The following is a 23200-nucleotide window of genomic DNA, read 5'->3' on the forward strand; positions in this document are numbered from 1 at the left end:
CCCTCAGATCGCGCCCATCGCACTGATCGCGCGCGCCACCTTGCGGTAGCCCGCGACATTGGCTCCGCGGCGATAGTCGATCCACTCGCCCTTGCCAGCCTCTTCGACGACGCGCCCGTGAATGCCGGTCATGATGTCCCGCAGCGCCTCGTCTACAGTGGCCGGGTCGAGCTGACGGCCATGCGCGTTCTGGCTCATCTCGAGCCCCGAGATCGCGACGCCGCCAGCATTGGCCGCCTTGCCCGGTGCGTGAAGAAGGCGCTTCTTGCGGGCAACCTCCACGGCATCGGCGGTCAGCGGCATGTTCGCGCCCTCCGCCACAAGCCGGGCGCCGGCATCGATTGCCGCCCTCATCGCATCCGCATCCAATTCGTTCTGCGTGGCGCATGGCAGCAGCACATCCGCCTCGACATTGCCCCAGGGGGCCGCACCCTCGCGGTAGTCGAGACCGAGCTTGGCGGGCGGACCGGACAGGTTGCCGCCCTTCCCCTTGACCTCGCGCACCCAGTCGATCGCCTCCTGTCCGAGGCCATCCTTGGCAACGAGCGCGCCGGAACTGTCCGACAGGCTCACCACCGTCGCGCCGTTCTGGAGCGCCTTTTCGGCTGCATGCGTTGCCACGTTCCCCGCGCCCGAAATCGCGACGCGCGCGCCGTCGATCTCGCGGTTCTGCGTCGCGAGCATGCACATGACGAAATACACAACGCCGTAGCCCGTGGCCTCGACCCGCATCGCCGAGCCACCGAAGCTCTCGCCCTTGCCGGTGATCGAGCCGTGAAACTGGCCGCGATGCTTCTTGTACGCACCGAAGAGCCAGCCGATCTCGCGCTGGCCGACATTGATGTCCCCGGCGGGCACGTCGTGATCGGGGCCGATATACTTGCAGAGCTCGGCCATGAAGGCCTGGCAGAAGCGCATGACCTCCGCCTCGCTGCGGCCTTTCGGATCGAAATCGGCACCGCCCTTGCCACCGCCCAGCGGAAGCCCCGTAAGCGCGTTCTTCAACACCTGCTCGAAACCGAGGAACTTGAGAACCGACTGCGAGACGGTGGGATGAAAGCGCAAGCCCCCCTTGTAGGGGCCGATCGCGTTCGACGTCTGAACACGCCAGCCGCGATTGATCTCGATCCCGCCATCGTCGCGCTGCCAGACGACCCGGAAGCTGACGATCCGGTCCGGTTCGGACAGCTGCTCCAGAACGCGCGCCTGCGTGAACGCGGCCGAATCCTTCTCGATGGTGATCACATCGTGCACGACCTCTTCCACCGCCTGATGGAAGTCGTTTTCGCCGGGGCTGCGCTCGCGGAGGCGCTGCATGAAGCTTTCGGTCAGATCGGCACGATCGGGCATGAGAGGCGGTCCTTGTCATTACATCCCCTTATGAACAACGCCGGGGCGGATACGTTCCTCGCCGCCGCGCATCACACTTAGAACGGTTCCAAACCTTGACCCGCAGCGGCGCAATCCGCATATAGGGAGAAACCCGAACGAAAGGCTCAGGTCCGCCATGTTCATCCAGACCGAATCGACTCCGAATCCCGCGACGCTCAAGTTTCTGCCCGGTCAGACCGTGCTCGAAGCGGGGACCGCCGACTTTCCCTCGCCCGAGGGCGCAGGCGACAGCCCGCTCGCAACGCGACTTTTCGAGGTCGAGGGTGTGAAGGGCGTCTTCTTCGGCAATGACTTCGTGACGGTCACCAAGGCCGACGCGACCGAATGGGACCATGTGAAGCCCGCCATCCTCGGCGCGATCATGGAGCATTATCAATCCGGTCAGCCCGTCATGCGCGATGAGGCGATGCAGGCCGGATCGGGCCATGCGGAGCATACCGGCGAAGATGGCGAGATCGTCGGCCAGATCAAGGAACTGCTCGACACCCGCGTGCGCCCTGCCGTGGCGCAGGACGGTGGCGACATCACCTTCCACGGCTTTGAACGCGGTGTCGTCTACCTGCATATGCAGGGCGCCTGTGCAGGCTGCCCATCTTCGACGCTGACGCTGAAGATGGGGATCGAGAACCTCTTGCGGCATTACATTCCCGAGGTGACCGAGGTGCGTCCGGTTGGCATCTGAGCCGCTCATCCTCGCATTTGACACATCGGCCGCGCATTGCGCGGCCGCTTTGCTATCGGGAGACCGGGTTCTGGCGATGCGCGGCGAAGAGATGTCGCGCGGCCAGGCCGAACGGCTGATGCCGCTCCTCGAAGAGCTTCTCGCCGAGACTGGCGCCGAGTGGGCGGATCTGAGCCGGATCGGCGTCGGCACCGGCCCCGGCAATTTCACCGGAATTCGCATCTCGGTCTCCGCCGCGCGCGGCCTTGCGCTGGCGCTCGAAATTCCAGCCATCGGCGTGACGAGCTTCGAGGCAACGCCTGTTTCGGCGGGTCATCTCCCAGCCGTCCGCGCGCCCCGCGATCAGGTCTATCTCGCCCGCCCCGGTGAAGCGCCGGCGCTCTTCGCCGCGGCCTCGGTGGCAGATCCGCTGACCTTTCCGCCCGATCCTGCCGATTTCGCCGTGGAGATCGCGCGTGTCGCAGCGCGCAAAGCGCCCGGTGACGCGCCTGCGCCCCTTTATATCAGGCCCGCAGATGCTGCCCCCTCGCGGGAGGCGGCACCGAGGATTCTGTCGTGACCCCCGACGAGATCGCCCGCATCCTCGAGGCCGCCTACCGCCATCAGCGCCCCTGGAGCGCGAAGGATATCGCCGAGACTCTCGAAAGCCCCGGCGCGCGGCTCTTCGCACGAGAGGGCGGCGTCCTGATCGCGCGGCTTTCGGAAGGCGAAGCCGAGATCCTCGCCCTTGCCACCCGGCCCGGTGAACAGCGACGGGGCATTGCCCGCCGGCTGATCGAGGATCTGCACAAGACCGCGTCCCGTGCGGGCTGCGAGCGCATCTTTCTGGAAGTGGCAGACACCAACGCCCCGGCCCGCGCATTCTACGACAGCGAGGGCTATCGGGAGGCCGGACGCCGCCGGGGGTATTACCGGCAGGCAGATGGCAGCCGAGACGACGCATTGATCCTGTCGCTCAGCCTTTCGGCATCGTGATGGCTGACGTTGCGAACCGCAGGCCCTGACAGCCGGAAAACCGGTTGACGCCCGTTCCGACGTTGGGCCTACTTGCTGCGATCATCTCGATCCAAGCGGAGGGCGGCATGACGATATGCCGGAACCCGCACCGCATCACAGCTGGGAGACCCAAATGACCCTGATGAAATCCTTCCTCGGCAGCGCCGCCGCACTGGCTCTGTCCGCGGGTGCCGCGCTCGCCGATCCGGCGCTGATCTACGATCTCGGCGGCAAGTTCGACAAGAGCTTCAACGAAGCTGCATTCAACGGTGCGGAGCGTTGGGCCGAAGAGACCGGCGGCTCCTACCGCGATATCGAGCTGCAATCCGAGGCCCAGCGCGAACAGGCGCTGCGCCGCTTTGCCGAAAACGGCTTCAACCCGATCATCACCACCGGCTTCTCGATGTCGACGCCGATCTCGAACGTCGCGGGCGACTATCCCGACACCAAGTTCGTGACCATCGACGGCTTCGTGGACCCCGAAGAGTTCCCGAACGTCAAATCCATCCTCTTCGCCGAGCACCAGGGCTCCTATCTTGTCGGCATGATGGCTGCGATGGCCTCCGAGACGGGCACTGTCAGCTTCGTTGGCGGGATGGACATTCCGCTCATCCGCACCTTCGCTTGCGGCTACGCGCAGGGCGCCAAGGCGGTGAATTCCGACATCGAGGTCATCGCCAACATGACCGGCACGACGCCCGCGGCATGGAACGACCCGGTGAAGGGGTCCGAGCTGACGCAGGCGCAGATCAGCCAGGGCTCCGACGTTGTGTTCGCGGCAGCGGGCGGCACCGGCATCGGCGTTCTGCAGACCGCCGCCGACGAGGGCATCCTGTCCATCGGCGTCGACAGCAACCAGAACTACCTGCATCCGGGCCAGGTCCTGACTTCGATGCTCAAGCGCGTGGACGTAGCCGTCTACGATGCCATGACGGCCGGCGAAGACCTCGAGACCGGCGTCTCGACCCTCACGCTCGAAGACAACGGCGTCGGCTACGCGCTCGACGAGAACAACGAGGAACTCGTCACCGAAGAGATGAAGACCGCCGTTGACCAGGCACGCGAGGAGATCATCGCGGGCAATACCGAGGTCCACGATTACCGCGAAGACGACAGCTGCCCGGTGCTCGACTTCTGATCGACCCGGCATCCGATCTTCCGGGCAGCCCACGCGCTGCCCGCGACCAGGGGCCGCCCCGCGCGGCCCCTGCCCCGTCCTAGACAAGAGTCAGGCCAGACATTCATGACCGACACCGCCCCCGCCATCGAGCTGAAAGGCATCTCCAAGGCCTTCGGACCCGTCCAGGCCAACAAGGATATCTCGATCCGCGTGATGCCCGGCACGATCCACGGCATCATCGGCGAGAACGGCGCGGGCAAATCGACCCTGATGTCGATCCTCTACGGCTTCTACAAGGCCGATAGGGGAGAGATCTACGTCAAGGGACAACGAACCGAGATCCCCGACAGCCAGGCCGCCATCGCCGCCGGTATCGGCATGGTCTTCCAGCACTTCAAGCTGGTGCAGAATTTCACCGTCCTCGAGAACGTGATCCTCGGGGCGGAAGATGGCGGGCTCCTGAAGCCCTCGCTCGCCAAGGCACGGGGCGTTCTCAAGCAGCTCTCGGAGGAATACGGCCTCTCCGTCGATCCCGACACGCCCGTCGAGGCGCTTTCCGTCGGGCACCAGCAGCGCGTCGAGATCCTGAAGGCGCTCTACCGGCAGGCCGATATCCTCATTCTCGACGAGCCGACCGGCGTGCTGACCCCCGCCGAGGCCGACCACCTCTTTCGTATCCTCGACAACCTGAGGGCAGAGGGAAAGACCATCATCCTCATCACCCACAAGCTGCGCGAGATCATGGACATCACCGACACGGTGAGCGTGATGCGTCGCGGGGAGATGACGGCGACCGTCAAGACCGCCGAGACGAGCCCGCAGGAGCTGGCCGAACTCATGGTCGGGCGCCAGGTGCTGCTGCGCGTCGACAAGGAGCCCGCGAAGCCGAAGGACGCGGTGTTGTCGGTCCGCAATCTGCGCCACGTGGACGGTGACGGGGTCGAACGGCTGCGCGGCATCTCCTTCGATCTGCGCGCGGGCGAGATCCTCGGGCTCGCGGGCGTCGCGGGCAACGGACAATCCGAACTTCTGGAGGTCCTGGGCGGCTACCGCGACGGCGAGGGCGAAGTCTTGCTGAACGGCGCAACGCTGCCGCTCTCAGGTCCCGGCTCCGACGGGCAGGCCCGCCGCACGGCCGGCATCGGCCACGTGCCCGAGGATCGCCAGCGCGAGGGCCTCATCATGCCCTATACCGCGTGGGAGAACACGGTCTTCGGCTATCACCACGACCCCGCGATCCAGCGTGGCGCGTTCATGAACAACGCCGCGATCAAGACCGAAGCAGCCGCGAAGATGGAGCGGTTCGACGTCCGCCCCCCCGATCCGAACCTCGCGGCTAAGAATTTCTCCGGCGGCAACCAGCAAAAGATCGTTCTGGCCCGCGAGATCGAGCGGAACCCCGACGTCCTTCTGATCGGCCAGCCTACGCGCGGCGTCGATATCGGCGCGATTGAGTTCATCCACCAGGAGATCGTGCGGCTGCGCGATCTCGGCAAGGCGATCCTGCTGGTCTCGGTCGAGCTCGACGAGATCTTCGCCCTGTCGGACCGCATCGCCGTGATGTTCGACGGCCGCATCATGGGCGAGCGCGACCCGAATGAAACCGACCAGCGCGAACTTGGTCTCTTGATGGCCGGCGTGACCGGCGACGCAGGCGAGGATCCGATCAAGACGGTGGATCAGAGCCTCGACGAGAAAGAACATCGCGCGGCGGGAAGGTAAGCCCGGCCGGCGAGGTTTAATTGAGTGGTGATGGCAATGACCTTAAATTTATGTCCAGAGACCCGAATGCAGGCCATTCAGGATGACCGATCTGGAACGCGAACAACATCATCGCCGGATCGACGCGGAGATCGTGAAGCTTTTCGCCGAAACATCGAAGCTGAACGCCGAAACCGCGAAACTGACGAGCGAAAACCGTTGCTACCTTCTCGTTGTGGGCTCCGGCGCGACGCCCGCAATTGCGGCCTTCGCGACGCTCTTCCTCTGATCCAAACGGGCGGGGTCGCCGCTCATGGATAAGATGCCTGCCTGGGCCGACGCGGTCCTCGTTCCCCTGATCTCCCTCCTCCTTGCCGCCATCCTCTCGGCGCTGGTCATCCTTGCCATTGGTGAGAACCCGATCGAGGCATTCAACCTCATGGTCGAAGGCGCGCTGATGCGCTCCGCCGGTTGGGGCTACACGCTCTACTATGCGACCAATTTCATCTTCACTGGCCTCGCGGTCTCCGTCGCTTTCCACGCCAAGCTTTTCAACATCGGCGGTGAAGGCCAGGCGACCATTGGCGGCCTCGGCGTTGCGCTCATCTGCCTCTACATCCCCTGGCCTCATTGGTCGCTGGCCCTCTTTGGCGCGGCGCTCGGCGCGGCGGCCTTCGGTGCGCTCTGGGCGCTGATCCCGGCCTATCTGCAGGCCAAGCGCGGCAGCCATATCGTCATCACGACGATCATGTTCAACTTCATAGCGGCGGCGCTTCTGAACTACGTGCTCGTGAACCTACTGAAGCCCGCGGGCCAGATGGACCCGGCCTCGCCGATCTTCCCCGCTGCGACGCACCTGCCGACCTTTCAGGACATGTTCGCCACGGATGCGATGCCTCTCTTCCGCGGCTCGCCCGGCAACGTGACCTTCTTCCTCGCGATCCTCGCCTGCTTCGCGGTCTGGCTGCTGATCTGGCGCACCCGGCTCGGCTATGAGATCCGCGCGCTTGGCCATTCCGAAAGCGCCGCGCGTTATGCGGGGATCTCACCGGTCCGCACCATCGTGATCGCCATGCTGATCTCGGGCGGCCTCGCGGGCCTCATGGCGACCAATACCGCGATGGGAGAGGCCGAGCGTCTCGTGATGAATGCGACCGAAGGCGCGGGCTTCATCGGCATCGCCGTGGCGCTGATGGGCCGCAATCACCCGATAGGCGTGTTCCTCGCCGCGATCCTCTTCGGCTTTCTTTACCAGGGCGGCGCTGAGCTGGCGCTATGGACCAACATCCCGCGCGAGCTGATCGTGGTGATCCAGGCGCTCGTGATCCTCTTCACCGGCGCGCTCGACAACATGGTCCGCACGCCTCTGGAACGGGTCTTCGTCGCCATGCGAAAGGAGCGTGCCTGATGGATTTCGCAACTCTCCTGCAGGTGCTCGACTCCACTGTCCGCCTCGCAACGCCGCTGCTGCTTGCGTGCCTCGCAGGTCTCTTCTCGGAACGCTCCGGCGTGATCGACATCGGGCTTGAAGGCAAGATGCTGATCGCGGCCTTCTTCTCGGCGGCGATCGCGGCGCTCACGGGCTCGGTCTGGTTGGGACTGCTCGCGGGTATCGTCTCGGCGATGCTGCTCTCGGGGCTGCACGGCCTCGCCTCGATCACCTTCCGCGGCAACCAGCTCATTTCGGGCGTCGCGCTCAACTTCCTCGCGGCGGGCCTGACCGTGCTCATCGCGCAGGACTGGTTCAGCCAGGGGGGCCGCACGCCGTCCCTTCTCGAAGGCGGGCGCTGGGCCGCGCTCACGCTGCCGCTGGCCGAGACCCTGCGCCCCGTGCCGATCCTGGGCCCGATCTATTACGAGCTGATCTCCGGCCACTCGATCCTCGTCTACGTCGCCTTCCTATGCGTGCCCGCGACCTGGTGGATCCTCTTCCGCACTCGGTTCGGCCTGCGCCTCCGCGCCGTGGGTGAAGCACCCGAAGCGGTCGACACGGCCGGTGTCTCGGTCGTGGCGCTGCGCTACGCCGCCATCGCCATCTGCGGTCTTCTGTGCGGTCTCGCAGGGTCGTACCTTGCGACGGGCCTGCAGGCGGGCTTCGTGAAGGACATGACGGCGGGCCGGGGGTACATCGCCCTCGCCGCGCTGATCTTCGCCAAGTGGCGGCCGTGGTACGCGCTCTGGGCGTGCCTTCTCTTCGGGCTTCTGCAGGCGGTGGCGCTGCGCTACCAGAATATCGACCTCGGCGGCTTCACCATCCCGGTGCAGTTCATGGACGCGCTGCCCTACATCCTGACCGTGGTGATCCTCGCGGGCTTCGTGGGCCGGGCAATCCCGCCCCGCGCGGGCGGCCAGCCTTACGTAAAGGAGCGGTGAGCGCCGCCCCCTTTTTGGATTGGTAAAAATACCTCGGGGAGCGCGAGGGGCTGGCCCCTCGCTCCCCCGGCCCGTGTCACGAAAAGGCCGGGCCAATAAGACCGCCCTTCGCCTCCATCCCCGTTGCCTTTCGCCGCAACGCCGCACATGCTGAACCCATGCAACTCTACCTCCCCATCGCCGAGGTCTCGGTCAACCTGATCCTGCTTCTGGGCGTGGGCACGATTGTCGGTATCCTTTCGGGCATGTTCGGCGTGGGTGGCGGGTTTCTGATCACACCGCTTCTGTTCTTCATGGGCATCCCGCCGGCCGTGGCGGTCGCGACCGGCGCGAACCAGATCGTCGCCTCCTCGGTTTCGGGTGTGATGGCGCATCTCAAGCGCCGCACCGTGGATCTGAAAATGGGAACGGTGCTGCTCGCGGGCGGGCTCGTGGGGTCGGCGCTGGGTGTCTGGCTCTTCAATTATCTCAAGGAGCAAGGCCAGGTCGATCTGCTCGTCCGCCTCGCCTACGTGATCTTCCTCGGCATTATCGGCGGGCTGATGTTCTTCGAGAGCCTCCGCGCGCTCCGCCGGTCCAAATCCGGCGCGCGGCCGAAGCGGCGCGCGCATGTCTGGGTGCACGGTCTGCCCTTCAAGATGCGCTTCCGCGCCTCGGGTCTCTACATCTCGGCGATCCCGCCGCTGCTCGTCGGGGCCTCGGTCGGGGTGCTGGCGGCGATCATGGGCGTTGGCGGCGGGTTCATCATGGTCCCAGCGATGATCTACCTCCTGGGCATGCCCACAAAGGTCGTTGTCGGCACGTCGCTCTTCCAGATCATCTTCGTCACCGGCTTCACCACGGTTCTGCACGCCACGACCACGCGGACGGTCGATATCGTCCTGGCGCTCGCGCTCATCCTCGGCGGCGTGGTCGGAGCGCAGATCGGCGCGACGCTCGGATCACGGCTCAAGGCAGAGCAACTCAGGATCCTGCTGGCGAGCCTCGTCCTCGCGGTCTGCTTCAAGCTGGCGCTCGATTTGCTTCTGACGCCGGACGAGCTGTTCGTGATCGAGCAGACCTCATGATCCGTCGTCTCGCAGCCCTTCTCCTCGCTTTGCTTGGCGCAACACCCCTTGCAGCCCAGGAAGACGTCGTTCTCGGCCTCAGCCGCAACGTGATCTCGATCTCGGCGAATTTCGACGGATCGGATATCCTGATTTACGGCGCGGTGAAGCGCGAAACGCCGATCCCGCCAGAGACGGAGCTCGGCGTCGTCATCACCGTCGAAGGACCATACGTACCGCTCACCGTCTGGCGAAAGGAGCGCCGCTTCGGGATCTGGGTAAATACCGAGGCCGTCGAGGTGGATCTCGCACCATCCTTCTACGCGGTGGCGACCTCGGCTCCGTTCACCAGCGTCATGAGCCATGTCGAGGACCTGCGCCACCGGGTCTCGGTCCCGCGCGCGATCCGGTCGGTGGGCGCACCGATCTCGGTCGAGGACACGCAGGCGTTTTCCGAGGCGGTAATCCGCATCCGGGATGCGGATGGGCGCTACCAGCTTCTCGAGGATTCAGTGGCGGTTCGTGAACAGACCCTCTTTTCGACCTCTGTCCGCTTGCCCGCGAACCTGACCGAAGGCACCTATCGCACCCGCATCTTCCTCACGCGCGACGGCAGCGTCGTCAGCGAGTATGATCGCGATATCGAGGTCCAGAAGGTCGGCATCGAGCGTTGGCTCTACAACCTTTCTCAGAGCCAGCCCTTCCTCTACGGGCTGCTCGCGCTGGTCCTCGCCTTGGCCGCCGGCTGGACAGCATCTGCCGTAACACGTCTGATAAGGTCCTGATGTCCCGAACACCGCCTCCCCTTCGTGCCGATTTCCCCGCCTTCCTGCCGATGCAGACGCGCTGGAACGACAATGACGAATACGGCCACCTGAACAACGCGACGTACCTGGAGCTATTCGACACCGCCATCACCTATTGGCAGATGGAGAACGGGATCGAGGTGCGCGGCCCCGATGCCTGGCGCTTCGTCGTGGTCGAGAACGGCTGTATCTATTTCCGCGAAGTGGGTTTTCCGGACAAGCTCGAGGCGGGCCTTCGTATCACGCGCATGGGCTCGTCCTCCTACCGGATCGAGGTCGCTCTGTTCCGCGACGGAGAGGACGAGGCGGCAAGCCTCGGCTTCTTCGTGAACGTCCTCACAGGCAATGATGCCCGTCCGCGCCCCATGCCCGATGACCTGCGCGGGCGCCTCGCCCGGATCGCGGTCGGCTGACATATCCAGGATCGGGGTTGCGTTTTCGTGCTTGGCTGATCTTCTCGCTGACGATGCGCGGGCTCGCAGCTTTTGCCATCAAACACTTTTCCGCGCTCAACGCCGCACCGCCTGACCAAATGCAGAAGAGCAGCGTCGCCCTACCCTTTCTCGTGGAAATGGCCGTAGATCTTTTCGGCCAGGGCCTCGCTCACGCCCTCGACGGCCTTCAGGTCGGCGAGGTTCGCGCGGCTGACCGCCTTGGCCGAGCCGAAATGTGACAGCAGCGCCCGCTTGCGGGAGGCGCCGACACCGGCAATCTCGTCCAGTGGATTCTTCCCCATCGACTTGGCGCGCTTGGCGCGATGCGTGCCGATGGCAAAGCGGTGCGCCTCGTCGCGCATCCGCTGCACGAAATAGAGCACCGGATCATTGTGCCTAAGCGCGAAAGGCCGCTGCCCGACGCGGTGGAACTCCTCCTTGCCGGCGTCCCGGTCGATGCCCTTGGCAACGCCGACCATCGGAATGTCCTCGACCCCGTATTCAGCCATGATCTCGTGCACGGCTGAGACCTGGCCCGCGCCGCCGTCGATCAGCAAGAGGTCCGGCCACATGCCCTTCTCGCGGTTCGGATCTTCCTTCTGGAGCCGCTTGAACCGCCGGGTCAGCACCTCCTTCATCATGCCGAAATCGTCGCCCGGCACGAGCTCTTCGCCCTTGATGTTGAACTTGCGATACTGGCTCTTGAGGAACCCCTCCGCCCCCGCGACGATCATCGCGCCGACGGCGTTCGTCCCCTGGATATGGGAGTTGTCGTAGACCTCGATCCGCTCTGGCACGGTCTCGAGTCCCAGCGCTTCGGCAAGCCCGGTCAGAAGCTTCGTCTGCGTCGCGGTCTCGGACATCTTGCGCGCAAGGCTCTCGCGCGCGTTGCGGGTCGCGCCCTCGATCAGCTCCGCCTTCTCGCCACGGCGCGGCACCGCGATCTCGACCTTGCGGCAAAGCTTGCCCGTCAGCAGCTCTTGCATGAGGTCCGGGCTTTCGATGTCATGCGACAGAAGGATGAGGCGTGGTGGCTCTTTCGTATCGTAGAACTGGCCGAGAAAGGCTTCGAGCACCTCTGCCTCGTCCACGTCCTCGCCCACGCGCGGATAAAAATCCCGGTTCCCCCAGTTCTGGTTCGCGCGGATGAAGAAGACCTGCACGCAGGCCTGCCCATGCTCCATGTGCAATGCGATGATGTCGGCTTCGGTCACGCCCTTTGGATTGATGCCCTGCACCGACTGGACCTGTGTCAGCGCACGGATCCGGTCGCGGAGCGCGGCGGCGCGCTCGAATTCCATCGCCTCGGAGGCTTCCTGCATCTCGGATGCCAGCGTCTCCTGGATCTGCGTCGTCCGGCCCGAGAGGAACCTCTCCGCATCGCGCACGCTCTCGGCATAATCCGTCTCCGAGATCCGCCCGACGCACGGCGCGCTGCATCGTTTGATCTGGTACAAGAGGCACGGCCGGGTGCGCGTCTCGAACACCGAGTCCGAACAATTTCGCAGAAGAAAGACCTTCTGGAGCTGGTTCAGCGTGCGGTTCACCGCGCCTGCGCTCGCGAAAGGGCCATAGTAGGAGCCCTTTTCGCGCTTCGCCCCACGGTGTTTCTTGATCATCGGATAGGGATGATCGCCGGTCACCAGGATGTTCGGAAACGACTTGTCATCGCGCAGGAGCACGTTGAACTTCGGCTTGAGCTGCTTGATCAGGTTCTGCTCGAGCAGCAGCGCCTCGGTCTCGGTCCGGGTCGTGAGGAACATCATAGACGCGGTCTCGGAGATCATCCGGGCAATCCGCCGCGAATGTCCCGAAGGCCGCGCGTAGTTCGACACCCGCGCCTTCAGGTTCCGCGCCTTGCCGACGTAAAGGACACGGCTCTGGTCATCGAGCATCCGGTAAACGCCGGGCGAAGAATCCAACGTCTTCAAGTAGCTCTGTATGCAATCGTGCCCGGTGAGGCCCTGGTTCGTGGTCTGCTCGTTTTCCGACATCGTTTACCGATTCTTAACTCGATTCGGATCTGCGTCGAATCGCCGTTTCCGGCAGGCATTGTAACAGCATTGTTTCAAGGTTTTTTGCATCCACGGAACCTGTGGACAACACGCGGGACAAATCTTGGGCCATCGGGAATTTTCCTTTGTTTATGAAGACTTCGTTAAAGCGCCCAATTTTTAATCACAAATTTAACCACCTGATAACAAACGAAACTTTTCTTAACACGCGTCAAAAGCCTGCAATGTGGCGTGTTTTCAGAACACTCGTCCAATTCATGACCCGCCGGTGCACAACTGGCTTTGCGACTATGCCGCCCTACTCCGTTCCGACCACGTCCGGGGTCTTCCAGGCAAGGTGTTGTCCGCCGTCGATGCACAGAAGCTGGCCCGTCACCGCGGGCGCATTCATGAAATATCCCAGCGCGCCGGTGATGTCCGACGGGTTGGAGCCGCGCTCCATGATCGTCGCGGCGCGCTGCTTGGCGAAATGCTCGTCGCTCTGCCGCCCGCCCTTCAGCGTCGGTCCGGGACCGATCGCGTTGACCCGCACGCGCGGGGCGAGCGCCATCGCCGCCGTCTGCGTGAAGGTCCACAGGCCCATCTTCGCCAGCGTGTAGGTCATGAATTCCGGTGTCAGCTTGCGAACGCGCTGATCGACCATGTTGATTACAAGGCCCTGCGCCCGCGGCTCACCGTTCTCGTCCTCGAGCGGGTCCGGCACTTGGGCTGCCAGCGCTTGCGTCAACGCGAAGGGCGCGCGCAGGTTGCTCTCCATGTGGCGGTCCCAACTCTCGCGGGTCGCGCTGTCGATATCGTCATGCTCGAAGATCGAGGCATTGTTCACGAGAATGGTGATCGGGCCGCCAAGCGCTTCGGCCGCCTTGGGAAGAAGCTCCTGCACCTCGTCTTCGTTCAGAAGGTCCGCCTGCACGGAAGCGGCGCTGCGGCCCATCTTGCGGATCTCTCCGGCGACCTCGTCGGCGGCATCGGAGGATGAATTGTAATGCACCGCCACGTCGACGCCCTGCTCCGCAAGATAAAGCGCCATCGCGCGTCCAAGGCGATGTCCGGCTCCGGTGACAAGGGCGCGGGGCTGGTCGGTCATAGGGTCTCCTTCGATGTCAGATCAGCACGTAGGCCACATAGCCCACATAGAGCGCCGACAAGATCACGCCCCAGGTCCGCGTGAGATCGCGTCCGAAAAGAACGAAGGGCATGAGCAGGAGCGACGCACCCAGCATCACCCACAGATCGAAGGTCAGGAATTCGCGGTCCACCTCCATCGGCGCGATCAGGCTCGCGATGCCGATAATGGCGAGGAGGTTGAACATGTTCGAGCCGATGACGTTGCCAATCGCCACATCCGCCTGCTTGCGGATGGCGGCCGAGACTGTCGTCGCAAGCTCTGGCAGCGATGTGCCGAGCGCGACGAGCGTCAGGCCGATCACCGTATCGGAAACGCCGAACCGCGTCGCGATCACCCGTGCGCTGTCGACCAAAAGGTCCGCGCCGAGCGGCAGACCGATGAGGCCGAGCGCCAGGTAGAGGATGATCTTCCACCAGGGCATATCGGGATCGGCGCCCTCTACATCTTCTTCCGGATCTTCGGCTTTCATCGAGTTGCGGTGCTTGAGGCTGTCGCGAAGATTGTCACCGAGGATCACCGCGAGCACTGCCAGCAACACCAGGCCCGAGATCCAATCGAAGACGCCACGGAACGCCAGCGCGATGAAGATCACTGTCGCGCCCAGCATGATCACGTAGCTTTTGCGGCTGTCGCATTGCGACGTGTGCATCACGGCGATGATCGCCGGGATGCCGAGCACAAGCAGGATATTCGCCGTGTTCGACCCTACGACGTTGCCCAGGGCGATGCCGGGCACCCCGTCGAGAGCAGCGTTGATCGAGATGAGAAGCTCGGGCGCCGAGGTTCCGAAAGCGACGATGGTCAGGCTGACGATCAGAGCCGGAATCCCGACGCGCAACGCGAGATTCACAGCACCTTTCACCAGCGCGTCGCCTGCCAGAAGCAGGATCGCAAGACCCAAGATCGCGGTGAGATAGACCATGCGTTAGCCCCGCTTTTCGCCGCCGCAGGGACATGGCCCCTTGCCGATGCGATACCGCCCGCAATCTCGGCATTTGCGGTTGCTCAATGGTTTCATGCCCGGCACGCGCAGCTTGCCGAACATCGCCATCACGCCCATGGCGATCAGGAAGAGAAAGACGATCTTGACGATCACGTCACAGGCCAAAGCGCGCGTAGGCGGCACGCTCCTCGATCTGGGTGAAGGCCTGGTCGGTCATCTCGGCGCCGAAGCGGCTTAGAAGACCTTTCTTCTGACCGTAACGGCGGAAATTCACGTCATCACCGAACCGCTCTTTCATGACCTTTTCAAGATGCCCGATCCCATCTGCGAGGCCCACATCCACGGCGCTCTGTCCGAGCCAGACCTCGCCGGTGAAGAGATCGGGATCGTCGGCGAGCTTGTCGCCGCGCCGTGTCTTGACCTGGTCGATGAAATTGCCGTGCAGCTGCTCCAGCAGGCGGTTCAGCCGTTCGACATCTTCTTCCTGCTCGGGCCGGAAGGGATCGAGCATGCTCTTGGACTTGCCCGCCGTATAGACCCGGCGCTCGAAGCCTTGGCGCTGCAGGAAGACATGTGCGCCGAACCCAGCGGAGATGACGCCGATGGAGCCGAGGATCGAGCTCGGGTCGGCGTAGATCTCGTCGGCTGCGCTGGCGATCCAGTAGCCGCCAGACGCGGCCACGTCCTCGACGAATGCGATGACCGGCACGTCCTTCTCTTCGGAGAGCCGCCGGATGCGCGCGCCGATGAGCGAGGATTGCACCGGTGAGCCGCCGGGAGAGTTGATCTCGAGCGCGACCGCCTTGGGCTTGCCGCGCTTGAACGCCTTGTTCAGCATGTCAGTGACGTTTCGATCAGAGATGCCCGACCGGCCCATACCGATCGCGCCTTGCAGACGCACAACCGACACGGTCGGCTTGCGTTTGAAAACGGTAGACAACTTGCTCATGCCTCTGGACTTAGAGGCGGTGTCACTTACAAACAAGAGCCGCTCCCGCAGGATCGCCCCTTTCCTTCGACCAGAGTGGTCGGCCCGCCGCGCGGGCAAAGAAAAACCCCGCCGAAGCGGGGTTCTTCGAAGCTTGGAAAGGCGGCTGCCTCACTCTTTCGCGCGGGCCTTGATCGGCTTCCAGATGCGCTTGTTGGTGAGATAGAGCAGGACCGACAGGATGGTGAGGAACACCACACCCACGAAGCCCGCCTGCTTGCGCGCCATCATCTTGGGCTCGGCCGTCCACATCAGGAAAGCCGCAACGTCTTTCGATTGCTGTTCGATCGTCGTCTCGATGTCGGGGTTGGCGTATTCGACATCATCACCGTAAAGCGGCGGCGCCATCGAGATATAGCCGCCCGGGAAGGCGGTGTTCTCGTAAAGGATCGTGCCCGCCTGCTCGATCTGCTCGCCCGTGTAGCCGGTCAGGAGCGAGGCGATGTATTCCGCGCCGCCCATGCCCTTCACGAGCTGGTTGATGCCCGTGCCGTAGGGGCCGTGGAAGCCTGCACGCGCCTTCGCCATGAGAGACAGGTCGGGTGCGCCGACGGCGTTGTTCTCGGGGAAGTGGTCGGTCGGCCGTGCGGGACGGTAGTCGTCGAGTTCCTCGTCGAAGACCTCGAAGTTCTGTTCCGCATAGGCACGCACTTCGGCCTCGGAATAGCCCGGGCCGCTCTCATCCTGAAGCGAGCGGATCGGGACGTATTTCAGGCCGTGGCAGGCCGCGCAGACCTGCGTGTAGACCTGCAGGCCCCGCTGGAGCTGCGCCTGGTCATAGGTGCCGAAGGGACCCTCGAAGGAGAAGTCGTAGTCTTCGACATGTCCCTCGGAGCCGGCGGCGAATGCGCCGCCGACGGGAAGAGCCAGTGCCAGGAGGGCGGTGATGGCGAGTTTCTTGATCATCACTTTGTCCGATCCTTTCTTATTCGGCCGGAGCGACGTTGGGTTCGGTCTTGGTACCGCCCGTCGCCGAGGCATGCGCCTCGAAATCAGCTTCGATCGTGTCGGGCCGCTTGAGCGGCTTCTCGATCACGCCGAGCAGCGGCAGGATCACCAGGAAGTAGGCGAACCAGTAGGCCGACGCGATCAGCGACAGCGAGGAATAGGGCTCCTCGGCGGGCATTGCCCCGAGCCACATCAGCGCAAAGAAGTCGACGATCAGCAGCGCGAACCACCACTTGAACTGCGGACGGTAGCGGCCCGAGCGAACGCTCGACGTGTCGAGCCAGGGCGCCAGCGCCATGACCGCGATCGCGCCGAACATCGCAAGCACACCGAAGAACTTCGCATCGATGATGCCGCCGGTCACGAAGGAGGCGATCTGAACGACCCACACCTCGGAGGTGAAGGCGCGCAGGATCGCGTAGAACGGCAGGAAGTACCATTCGGGAACGATGTGCGCGGGCGTCGCGAGCGGGTTCGCCTCGATGTAGTTGTCGGGGTGGCCGAGATAGTTCGGCATGAACCCGACGATCGCGAAGAACACCGCGAGGATGATCGCCAGCGCGAAGAGGTCCTTGATCACGTAGTAGGGCCAGAACGGAACCGTGTCCTTCTCGGCCTCGGCCTTGGAGCCGCGACGAACCTCGACACCCGTGGGGTTGTTGTTGCCCGTGGAATGGAAGGCCCAGATGTGCACGATCACGAGACCCGCGATGACGAACGGGAAGAGATAGTGCAGCGAGAAGAAGCGCGTGAGCGTGTAGTTGCCAACCGCGGGCCCGCCAAGAAGCCAGGTCTGCAGCGTCTCGCCAATGAACGGGATCGCGCCGAAGAGGCCGGTGATCACGGTCGCGCCCCAGAAGGACATCTGACCCCAGGGCAGAACGTAGCCCATGAAGGCGGTGCCCATCATCAGAAGGTAGATCAGGATACCGATGATCCAGGTGACCTCGCGCGGCGCCTTGTAGGAGCCGTAATAGAGGCCGCGGAAGATATGTGCGTAGACCGCAACGAAGAACAGCGACGCGCCGTTCTGGTGCATGTAGCGCAGCGCCCAGCCACCATTCACGTCACGCATGATATGCTCGACGCTGGCGAACGCCATATCCGCGTCCGGCGTGTAGTGCATGACCAGCGTGATGCCGGTGATGATCTGCAGCGCAAGGGTGAAGGTCAGGACGATGCCCCAGATCCACATCCAGTTGAGGTTCTTGGGGGTGGGGATCATCAGCGTGTCGTAGAGAAGCCCGACGATCGGAAGGCGCTTGTGCAGCCACTTCTCGCCCGAGGACTTCGGTTCGTAATGGTCGTGCGGGATACCAGCCATGTCTCTCTCCCTTAACCCAGAAGGATCGTCGTTTCGTCGACGAACTCAGCCAGCGGAACCGGCAGGTTGGTCGGCGCGGGGCCGCGGCGGATGCGGCCGGCCGTGTCGTAGTGCGAGCCGTGGCAGGGGCAGAACCAGCCGTTGTAATCGCCCGCACCGTTGCCGAGCGGCACGCAGCCGAGATGCGTACAGACGCCCATCATCACGAGCCAGCGACCCTCTTCGTCGAGGGCGCGGTTCTCGTCCGTGGCGGGCTGCTCGCCCTGGAGATTCTCGTTGCGCGCGATCGGGTCGACCAGTTCGGACACGTCGACCGAGCGGGCCTCTTCGATCTCGGCCTGGCCGCGGTTGCGGATGAAGACCGGTTTGCCGAGCCATTGCACGGTGATCTGCGAACCCTCGTTGACGCCGCCGACATCGACCCGGATGGTCGAGAGCGCGCGCACATCCGCGGAGGGGTTCATTTGATTGATAAGCGGCCAGACGGCTGCGCCCGCCGCGACCGCACCCGCGCCTGCCGTGGCGTAGTAGAGAAAGTCTCTCCGGGTGCCTGTGTGATCTTCTGCGTTCGACACGAGGTTGTCTCCGTTCCCTGCACCGGCATACCGGCAAATCTCGGAATGCGCCGCGGACGGATCCGCAGCGTTCTGCGGGGCTAATTAGCGAACAGAGTTTAAGGCGTCCAGAACACAAAGACAGGAGAATCGAAAAAGCGCCGTTGTGTCGCGGTTGGAACCAAACCGCTCAGATGCCACTTAGCCCTCATAGGCAGCTAGAAACGGCAGACAATTATGAATTTGAACCTTTGTTGTGTCCCGCTGACGGTTTTGGCCGTCTCGGTGGCCAGTGCGGCAACGGCGGACGTCGAACTTTCCATTTATTCAGGCAAGCAAGGCGCTCCCGACAGCCAGTTCGAGGGGGATTATCCCGGCGGCGGCTCGTTCGATCGTGACGTGTCCTGGGACGGCAAATCGTTCTCCGCGCCGCCTTATTATGGCGTGCGTGGCACTTGGTGGCAGGACAGCGGCCTCGGCTTCGGCGCAGAGTTCACGCACAGCAAGGTCTATCTCGACGGCTCCGACCAGGACGCGCTCGGCTTCGACGATTTCCAGCTGACCGACGGTCTCAACGTCATCACGGCGAACGCGATGTATCGCTGGCAGAACACGGCGGGGCCCGTGACACCCTATGTCGGTGCGGGTCTCGGCTTCACCTTGCCCCATGTCGATGCCGAGGTCGGCGGCGAGAAAACCTACGGATACCAGTTCGGCGGCCCGGCCATGCGCCTGATGGCAGGGGCCAGCTACGACGTGACCGAGCGGGTGGCCGTGTTCGGGGAATATCAGTTCACCGCGTCTCGGAACGATCTCGACCTCGATGGCGGCGGCGATGTGCAGACCGACATCACCACCAACGCGGTCAATATCGGCGTCTCCCTCAAGTTTTAGGGAGCCGCCGCCTCAGCGTCGTCAGCTTGAACGCGACGATCACGACATAGGCGACGCACAGGGCGACAAGACTGATCCAGGCGTAGATGAACAGCAGCGCCCCAACGGTCACGAAAGCCACCAGGAAAACCTTGGCGTTGCGGCGCGGCACCTTCGTCGTCTTGAAGGACCAGGTCGGAACGCGGCTGACCATCATCAGCCCCACCCCCATCACGTAAAGCGCCAGCAAAAGATCCGGCAGCACCGGCTGCAGGCCGAAGGCGAAGGACACGAACATCGGCAGCATCGCAAGCATGGCCCCCGCCGGTGACGGAACGCCCGTGAAGTAGGCCTCCTCTCCGCCTTTGCCGCCTGCCTCTTCCTTCCGCGCCACGTTGAACCGCGCAAGGCGCATCACGCAGCAGATCGCGTAGACGACCACCGCCAGCCAGCCGAAACCGCGCAAATCCTCGAGCGCCCAGAGATAGAGCAGGAAGCCCGGCGCGACCCCGAAATTGAGAAAATCGGCGAGACTGTCGAGTTCCGCCCCCATCTTGCTATCCGAGCCCAGCGCCCGCGCCAGCCGTCCGTCGAGCCCATCGAGCACGGCCGCGAGCAAAATCATTTGCACCGCGAGTTCCCAGCGCGCATCGAGCCCGTAGCGCAGCGACGTCAGCCCGAGCCCGATCGCCGTCAGCGTCAGCATGTTCGGAATGAGCTGAACGAGCGTCAGCTTGTCGCTGCGGGGAGGCTCGGCATCTTTCATGACGCGGGACCGTCCAGCCGGGCGATCACGCTCTCGCCCGCGATCATCGTCTGACCGAGGGCGACCTCTGGCTCCACGCCTTCGGGCAGGTAGACATCGAGCCGTGAGCCAAAGCGAATGAGACCGAACCGCTCGCCCCGGCGCAGCGGCGCGCCGTCCTCGGTGAAGCAGAGAATGCGCCGCGCCACGAGGCCCGCAATCTGCGTGACGCCAAGCGTGCGCCCGTCCTCCATCTCGAGGATCAATGAATTGCGCTCATTGTCCTCTGAGGCCTTGTCGAGCGAGGCGTTCAGGAACTTGCCCGGCTTGTAGGCGACGCGCGTCACGCGGCCTGCGACCGGCGCGCGGTTGATGTGGCAGTTGAACACCGACATGAAGACCGACACACGCATGAGCGGCGTATCGGACAGGCCAAGCTCGGGCGGCGGCACGGCGCGCTCGATCAGCGAGACCACGCCATCGGCGGGAGATACGACGAGGCCCGGCGCATCCGGCACGACCCGTTCGGGATCGCGGAAGAAATAGTAGCACCAGATCGTGAGACCGACGCCGATCCAGCCCAGCGGCTCCCAGATCACGAAAAGGATGAGCGCGACCACCGCGAAGGCCGCGACAAAGCGCTTTCCCTCGGGGTGCATGGGCTTGATGAAAGTATCGCGCATCTGCATGAGTGCAGGCCTCTGGCAAGTGAACTCTGCGCGGGTCGGTACTCTTGACCGCCTGAACGCGCAAGGGCGCGGCGTCTGCCTCAGCCTTGCGGCGCGGTCTCCTGCATCGACGCGCGATCGGCGAACCGCGCATACCAGTCGGACAGTTCGGGATGGCCGTTCCGCCAGCCACGCGCCTCGTGCCTGAGGTCGAGATAGCCAAGCGCGCAGCCAAGCGCGATCTGCCCGGCATCGACCGGCCCGGCGAGATGGCTCATCCAGCGCGCCTCGAGCGCATCGAGCGCGCGGGCCACTTTCAGCCATTGCGCCTCGACCCAGTCCTCCGATTGCTTCTCGGGCTCGCGGAAGCGACCTTCATAGACCATGGCAAGTGCTGCATCGAGCATCCCGTCCGCCGTCGCCTCCAGCGTCAGAACCTCCCAGATCCGGCTTTCAGGATAGAAGCCGGCGCCGGCCTTGGCGTCGAGATAGCGGCAGATGACCCGGCTGTCATAGAGCGTCCCGCCATCGTCCCGCACGAGCGCCGGTATCTTGCCGAGCGGATTGAGCGCGGTCAGTTCGGGATCGGGGTCCATCGGCGAATTCGCACCGGAGATCAGCTCGACCCCGTCGATCAGACCGGTCTCGATCAGCATCACGTGGACCTTGCGGACATAGGGCGACGGGCTGAGCTTGTAGAGTTTCATCGGGCGGCCTCCTTTGGCTGACGCCCGGACTATCGAAGCTTGCCGCGGCAAGCACAAGCCTAGCGCGCCTTTGGGTGCGCCGCCTCGTAAACCTTCATCAAGTGCACCTCGTCGACCGAGGTATAGGCCTGTGTCGTCGAAAGCGAGGCGTGGCCCAGAAGCTCCTGAATCGCCCGCAGATCGCCGCCTGCAGCCAGAAGATGCGTCGCGAAGGAATGCCGCATCGCGTGCGGTGTCGCGGTCGCGGGCAGCCCGAGCTGCATGCGCGCCGCCTCCGTCACCTTCTGCACCGCGCGCGGCGACAGCGCTCCGCCCCGGAGGCCGCGAAAGACCGGCGCATCCGCAGTCATCTCGTGCGGGCAGAGCCGGATATACCGCTCCACCGCATCCCGCGCGACTGGCAGCACCGGCACCACGCGCTCTTTACCGCCCTTGCCGAGAATACGCAGGCTGGCCCCGAGCGGCAGATCTGTGCCGGTCAGCCCAAGCGCCTCGGAGATCCGCAGTCCCGAGCCGTAGAGCAGCGTCACCACCGCCGCGTCCCGCGCGCCGATCCAGCCTGCGCGGCCCTGATCTCCGACGCTATCGATCATCGCGCGCGCGGCGTCCTCGTTGAGGGGACGGGGCAGCTTCTTCTCGAATTTCGGGGCACGGGCCGACAGGACGGCTGTCGGCTCAAACCCTTCACGCTCGGAAAGCCAGCGATAGAACGACTTCACCGACGAGAGTTTGCGCGCCATGCTCCGGGGGCTGGCCCCGCCCTGGCGCAAGGACGCCATCCAGGCGCGCATATCCGTCACGCTGATCCGAGACAGCGCGCCAAGGCCCTTGGGCTCGCCGTGATATGTCACCATGAAGGCGATGAACTCGATGACGTCGGCGCGATAGGCTTTCTCGGTATTCTCGGACTGCCCTTTCAACGCGCGGGCAGTCTCGAGCCAGGCCCCGAGCGCGTCGCGCGCTTGCGGCGAGAGCTCGAGGCTCACTGCAACCAGCGCCGCATCGACCGTTCGAACACTCCGGCGAAGAAGGCGAGAAGGTCGGTGCCGTGCTGCGGCGTGAACTGGTGGGGGTCTTCGGCGCCCATGACGAGCATGCCCGGCAGGCGCCCCTCGCCGAAATCGAGCTTGAGGCACGCTTCCGAACGCACCCAATCGGCGATCTCACCATAGAATTCGGGATCTCCGCCTTCCATCTGGCGCAGTGTGACCTGACGGATCGGGGCGGAACGGCCGTTCGCGATATAGCTGTCGATGAAGCCGGGGCGCACGACGCTCAGCACGCCGCCAAGCCGCGCGACCGCCGGATCGTCCTGAGCGGAATCGGTGCTCTCCAGCACGAGTTTCACGCAATCGACGCGCAGGATATCCGCAACTTCACCACCGAGATCGCGCAGGAACGGCTCGAATTCGGTCGGGTCGAGAAGCCGCAGGATCGCGCGGTGAATCTGGTTGGTGCCGGCGAGGTTTTCATAGGCGGCCGCGATGACCGAACGGTGCGTTTCCTCGAGCCGGTCGAGCCGCGCCTCGAGGCGCTCCATCGCGATTCCGCGCAGATCGACGATGTTCGAGCCCATGGATCGCTCGTTCGCCGCCACGAGCGCGCGCATCAGATCCTGATCTTCGAGAAGAAGGTCCGGCCGTTCCATCAACGCGCTACGCAGGGACGGATCGATCTTGGGCTGGCTGGTCATCGTGCCTCATCCATGTTGGAGCTCCTTGTGCCCGGAGCTTGGACCGATCTTTTCCCGTCTGGG

At 64.1% G+C, this 23200-nt stretch carries 26 protein-coding genes; 12 read left to right on the plus strand and 14 right to left on the minus strand.

Features of this window, described 5'->3' with window-relative positions:
- Positions 1-3: 3 nt before the first annotated feature.
- The gene (gdhA, locus tag FIU91_RS14470; protein ID WP_152463003.1) at positions 4-1350 is read right to left on the minus strand and encodes an NADP-specific glutamate dehydrogenase; all 1347 of its coding nucleotides are present in this window, start codon (positions 1348-1350) and stop codon (positions 4-6) included.
- A 157-nt stretch (positions 1351-1507) separates the two neighbouring features.
- Here gdhA and FIU91_RS14475 point away from each other — a divergent pair, with 157 nt between their 5' ends.
- From FIU91_RS14475 to FIU91_RS14525, 11 genes are all read left to right on the plus strand, one after another.
- A complete protein-coding gene (locus FIU91_RS14475; RefSeq protein ID WP_093009544.1) occupies positions 1508-2074 on the plus strand; it encodes a NifU family protein in 567 nt (188 codons plus the stop codon).
- Positions 2064-2633: a tRNA (adenosine(37)-N6)-threonylcarbamoyltransferase complex dimerization subunit type 1 TsaB gene (gene tsaB / locus FIU91_RS14480; RefSeq protein ID WP_152463004.1), complete on the plus strand. Its 570-nt coding sequence runs from the start codon at positions 2064-2066 to the stop codon at positions 2631-2633. Before FIU91_RS14475 ends, tsaB begins: the two co-directional genes overlap by 11 nt.
- Positions 2630-3049, plus strand: coding sequence for a GNAT family N-acetyltransferase (locus FIU91_RS14485; protein ID WP_152463005.1), 420 nt, complete (start codon positions 2630-2632; stop codon positions 3047-3049). The genes tsaB and FIU91_RS14485 overlap by 4 nt, the downstream gene beginning before the upstream one ends.
- A gap of 154 nt (positions 3050-3203) precedes the next feature.
- Complete coding sequence (locus FIU91_RS14490; RefSeq protein ID WP_152463006.1) at positions 3204-4208, plus strand: BMP family protein; 1005 nt, start codon at positions 3204-3206, stop codon at positions 4206-4208.
- Positions 4209-4313: 105 nt separating this feature from the next.
- On the plus strand, positions 4314-5912 hold the full coding sequence (locus FIU91_RS14495) for an ABC transporter ATP-binding protein (RefSeq protein ID WP_152463007.1): 1599 nt from the start codon (positions 4314-4316) through the stop codon (positions 5910-5912).
- An 82-nt stretch (positions 5913-5994) separates the two neighbouring features.
- The gene (locus FIU91_RS14500; protein ID WP_152463008.1) at positions 5995-6180 is read left to right on the plus strand and encodes a hypothetical protein; all 186 of its coding nucleotides are present in this window, start codon (positions 5995-5997) and stop codon (positions 6178-6180) included.
- A 24-nt stretch (positions 6181-6204) separates the two neighbouring features.
- Complete coding sequence (locus FIU91_RS14505) at positions 6205-7299, plus strand: ABC transporter permease (RefSeq protein ID WP_152463009.1); 1095 nt, start codon at positions 6205-6207, stop codon at positions 7297-7299.
- A complete protein-coding gene (locus tag FIU91_RS14510; RefSeq protein WP_152463010.1) occupies positions 7299-8264 on the plus strand; it encodes an ABC transporter permease in 966 nt (321 codons plus the stop codon). Before FIU91_RS14505 ends, FIU91_RS14510 begins: the two co-directional genes overlap by 1 nt.
- Positions 8265-8422: 158 nt before the next feature.
- Positions 8423-9331, plus strand: a complete 909-nt coding sequence (locus tag FIU91_RS14515) for a sulfite exporter TauE/SafE family protein (protein WP_093009551.1) — start codon at positions 8423-8425, stop codon at positions 9329-9331.
- On the plus strand, positions 9328-10095 hold the full coding sequence (locus FIU91_RS14520) for a TIGR02186 family protein (RefSeq protein WP_093009552.1): 768 nt from the start codon (positions 9328-9330) through the stop codon (positions 10093-10095). The genes FIU91_RS14515 and FIU91_RS14520 overlap by 4 nt, the downstream gene beginning before the upstream one ends.
- A complete protein-coding gene (locus FIU91_RS14525; RefSeq protein WP_152463011.1) occupies positions 10095-10529 on the plus strand; it encodes a thioesterase family protein in 435 nt (144 codons plus the stop codon). The genes FIU91_RS14520 and FIU91_RS14525 overlap by 1 nt, the downstream gene beginning before the upstream one ends.
- A gap of 140 nt (positions 10530-10669) precedes the next feature.
- On the opposite strand, the gene uvrC is transcribed toward FIU91_RS14525, so the two are convergent.
- The 8 genes from uvrC to petA form a co-directional block, all read right to left on the minus strand.
- On the minus strand, positions 10670-12544 hold the full coding sequence (uvrC, locus tag FIU91_RS14530) for an excinuclease ABC subunit UvrC (RefSeq protein ID WP_152463012.1): 1875 nt from the start codon (positions 12542-12544) through the stop codon (positions 10670-10672).
- Positions 12545-12863: 319 nt separating this feature from the next.
- On the minus strand, positions 12864-13652 hold the full coding sequence (locus tag FIU91_RS14535; protein WP_152463013.1) for an SDR family oxidoreductase: 789 nt from the start codon (positions 13650-13652) through the stop codon (positions 12864-12866).
- Between the two features lie 16 nt (positions 13653-13668).
- A complete protein-coding gene (locus FIU91_RS14540) occupies positions 13669-14616 on the minus strand; it encodes a calcium/sodium antiporter (protein WP_093009557.1) in 948 nt (315 codons plus the stop codon).
- Between the two features lie 3 nt (positions 14617-14619).
- On the minus strand, positions 14620-14790 hold the full coding sequence (locus FIU91_RS14545; RefSeq protein ID WP_172975019.1) for a hypothetical protein: 171 nt from the start codon (positions 14788-14790) through the stop codon (positions 14620-14622).
- Between the two features lies 1 nt (position 14791).
- Positions 14792-15586, minus strand: a complete 795-nt coding sequence (locus FIU91_RS14550) for a S49 family peptidase (RefSeq protein WP_152463015.1) — start codon at positions 15584-15586, stop codon at positions 14792-14794.
- A 150-nt stretch (positions 15587-15736) separates the two neighbouring features.
- On the minus strand, positions 15737-16531 hold the full coding sequence (locus FIU91_RS14555; RefSeq protein WP_093009559.1) for a cytochrome c1: 795 nt from the start codon (positions 16529-16531) through the stop codon (positions 15737-15739).
- A 19-nt stretch (positions 16532-16550) separates the two neighbouring features.
- Entirely contained in the window at positions 16551-17897 is a 1347-nt protein-coding gene (gene petB, locus FIU91_RS14560) for a cytochrome b (RefSeq protein ID WP_093009560.1), read from the minus strand.
- Positions 17898-17908: 11 nt separating this feature from the next.
- Positions 17909-18472, minus strand: coding sequence for a ubiquinol-cytochrome c reductase iron-sulfur subunit (gene petA, locus FIU91_RS14565; RefSeq protein ID WP_093009561.1), 564 nt, complete (start codon positions 18470-18472; stop codon positions 17909-17911).
- 264 nt (positions 18473-18736) lie between these two features.
- Between petA and FIU91_RS14570 the strand changes: the two genes are divergently transcribed.
- Positions 18737-19345, plus strand: coding sequence for an outer membrane protein (locus tag FIU91_RS14570; RefSeq protein ID WP_254701970.1), 609 nt, complete (start codon positions 18737-18739; stop codon positions 19343-19345).
- On the opposite strand, the gene pssA is transcribed toward FIU91_RS14570, so the two are convergent.
- The 5 genes from pssA to FIU91_RS14595 all read right to left on the minus strand — a co-directional run bounded on the left by pssA (position 19335) and on the right by FIU91_RS14595 (position 23137).
- Entirely contained in the window at positions 19335-20090 is a 756-nt protein-coding gene (gene pssA, locus FIU91_RS14575; RefSeq protein WP_152463017.1) for a CDP-diacylglycerol--serine O-phosphatidyltransferase, read from the minus strand. The two genes, FIU91_RS14570 and pssA, sit on opposite strands and share 11 nt — an antisense overlap.
- The gene (locus FIU91_RS14580) at positions 20087-20758 is read right to left on the minus strand and encodes a phosphatidylserine decarboxylase (protein ID WP_152463018.1); all 672 of its coding nucleotides are present in this window, start codon (positions 20756-20758) and stop codon (positions 20087-20089) included. Before FIU91_RS14580 ends, pssA begins: the two co-directional genes overlap by 4 nt.
- An 80-nt stretch (positions 20759-20838) precedes the next feature.
- A complete protein-coding gene (locus FIU91_RS14585; RefSeq protein WP_152463019.1) occupies positions 20839-21444 on the minus strand; it encodes a glutathione S-transferase in 606 nt (201 codons plus the stop codon).
- A gap of 59 nt (positions 21445-21503) precedes the next feature.
- The gene (locus FIU91_RS14590; protein ID WP_152463020.1) at positions 21504-22430 is read right to left on the minus strand and encodes a tyrosine recombinase XerC; all 927 of its coding nucleotides are present in this window, start codon (positions 22428-22430) and stop codon (positions 21504-21506) included.
- Complete coding sequence (locus FIU91_RS14595; protein WP_093009567.1) at positions 22427-23137, minus strand: DUF484 family protein; 711 nt, start codon at positions 23135-23137, stop codon at positions 22427-22429. Before FIU91_RS14595 ends, FIU91_RS14590 begins: the two co-directional genes overlap by 4 nt.
- Positions 23138-23200: the final 63 nt, after the last annotated feature.

This window comes from Roseivivax sp. THAF30 (assembly GCF_009363575.1).
Lineage (GTDB): Bacteria > Pseudomonadota > Alphaproteobacteria > Rhodobacterales > Rhodobacteraceae > Roseivivax > Roseivivax halotolerans.

Bases quoted from the DNA above. Each gene is read 5' to 3' on its own strand.
- FIU91_RS14535 (WP_152463013.1), bottom strand. From the start codon at position 13,652: ATGACCGACCAGCCCCGCGCCCTTGTCACCGGAGCCGGACATCGCCTT.
- FIU91_RS14495 (WP_152463007.1), top strand. From the start codon at position 4,314: ATGACCGACACCGCCCCCGCCATCGAGCTGAAAGGCATCTCCAAGGCC.
- FIU91_RS14540 (WP_093009557.1), bottom strand. From the start codon at position 14,616: ATGGTCTATCTCACCGCGATCTTGGGTCTTGCGATCCTGCTTCTGGCA.
- FIU91_RS14505 (WP_152463009.1), top strand. From the start codon at position 6,205: ATGGATAAGATGCCTGCCTGGGCCGACGCGGTCCTCGTTCCCCTGATC.
- gdhA (WP_152463003.1), bottom strand. From the start codon at position 1,350: ATGCCCGATCGTGCCGATCTGACCGAAAGCTTCATGCAGCGCCTCCGC.
- FIU91_RS14510 (WP_152463010.1), top strand. From the start codon at position 7,299: ATGGATTTCGCAACTCTCCTGCAGGTGCTCGACTCCACTGTCCGCCTC.
- FIU91_RS14520 (WP_093009552.1), top strand. From the start codon at position 9,328: ATGATCCGTCGTCTCGCAGCCCTTCTCCTCGCTTTGCTTGGCGCAACA.
- FIU91_RS14475 (WP_093009544.1), top strand. From the start codon at position 1,508: ATGTTCATCCAGACCGAATCGACTCCGAATCCCGCGACGCTCAAGTTT.
- uvrC (WP_152463012.1), bottom strand. From the start codon at position 12,544: ATGTCGGAAAACGAGCAGACCACGAACCAGGGCCTCACCGGGCACGAT.
- FIU91_RS14580 (WP_152463018.1), bottom strand. From the start codon at position 20,758: ATGCAGATGCGCGATACTTTCATCAAGCCCATGCACCCCGAGGGAAAG.
- FIU91_RS14490 (WP_152463006.1), top strand. From the start codon at position 3,204: ATGACCCTGATGAAATCCTTCCTCGGCAGCGCCGCCGCACTGGCTCTG.
- FIU91_RS14585 (WP_152463019.1), bottom strand. From the start codon at position 21,444: ATGAAACTCTACAAGCTCAGCCCGTCGCCCTATGTCCGCAAGGTCCAC.
- FIU91_RS14555 (WP_093009559.1), bottom strand. From the start codon at position 16,531: ATGATCAAGAAACTCGCCATCACCGCCCTCCTGGCACTGGCTCTTCCC.
- FIU91_RS14500 (WP_152463008.1), top strand. From the start codon at position 5,995: ATGACCGATCTGGAACGCGAACAACATCATCGCCGGATCGACGCGGAG.
- pssA (WP_152463017.1), bottom strand. From the start codon at position 20,090: ATGAAAGATGCCGAGCCTCCCCGCAGCGACAAGCTGACGCTCGTTCAG.
- FIU91_RS14550 (WP_152463015.1), bottom strand. From the start codon at position 15,586: ATGAGCAAGTTGTCTACCGTTTTCAAACGCAAGCCGACCGTGTCGGTT.
- FIU91_RS14515 (WP_093009551.1), top strand. From the start codon at position 8,423: ATGCAACTCTACCTCCCCATCGCCGAGGTCTCGGTCAACCTGATCCTG.
- petB (WP_093009560.1), bottom strand. From the start codon at position 17,897: ATGGCTGGTATCCCGCACGACCATTACGAACCGAAGTCCTCGGGCGAG.
- FIU91_RS14525 (WP_152463011.1), top strand. From the start codon at position 10,095: ATGTCCCGAACACCGCCTCCCCTTCGTGCCGATTTCCCCGCCTTCCTG.
- FIU91_RS14595 (WP_093009567.1), bottom strand. From the start codon at position 23,137: ATGACCAGCCAGCCCAAGATCGATCCGTCCCTGCGTAGCGCGTTGATG.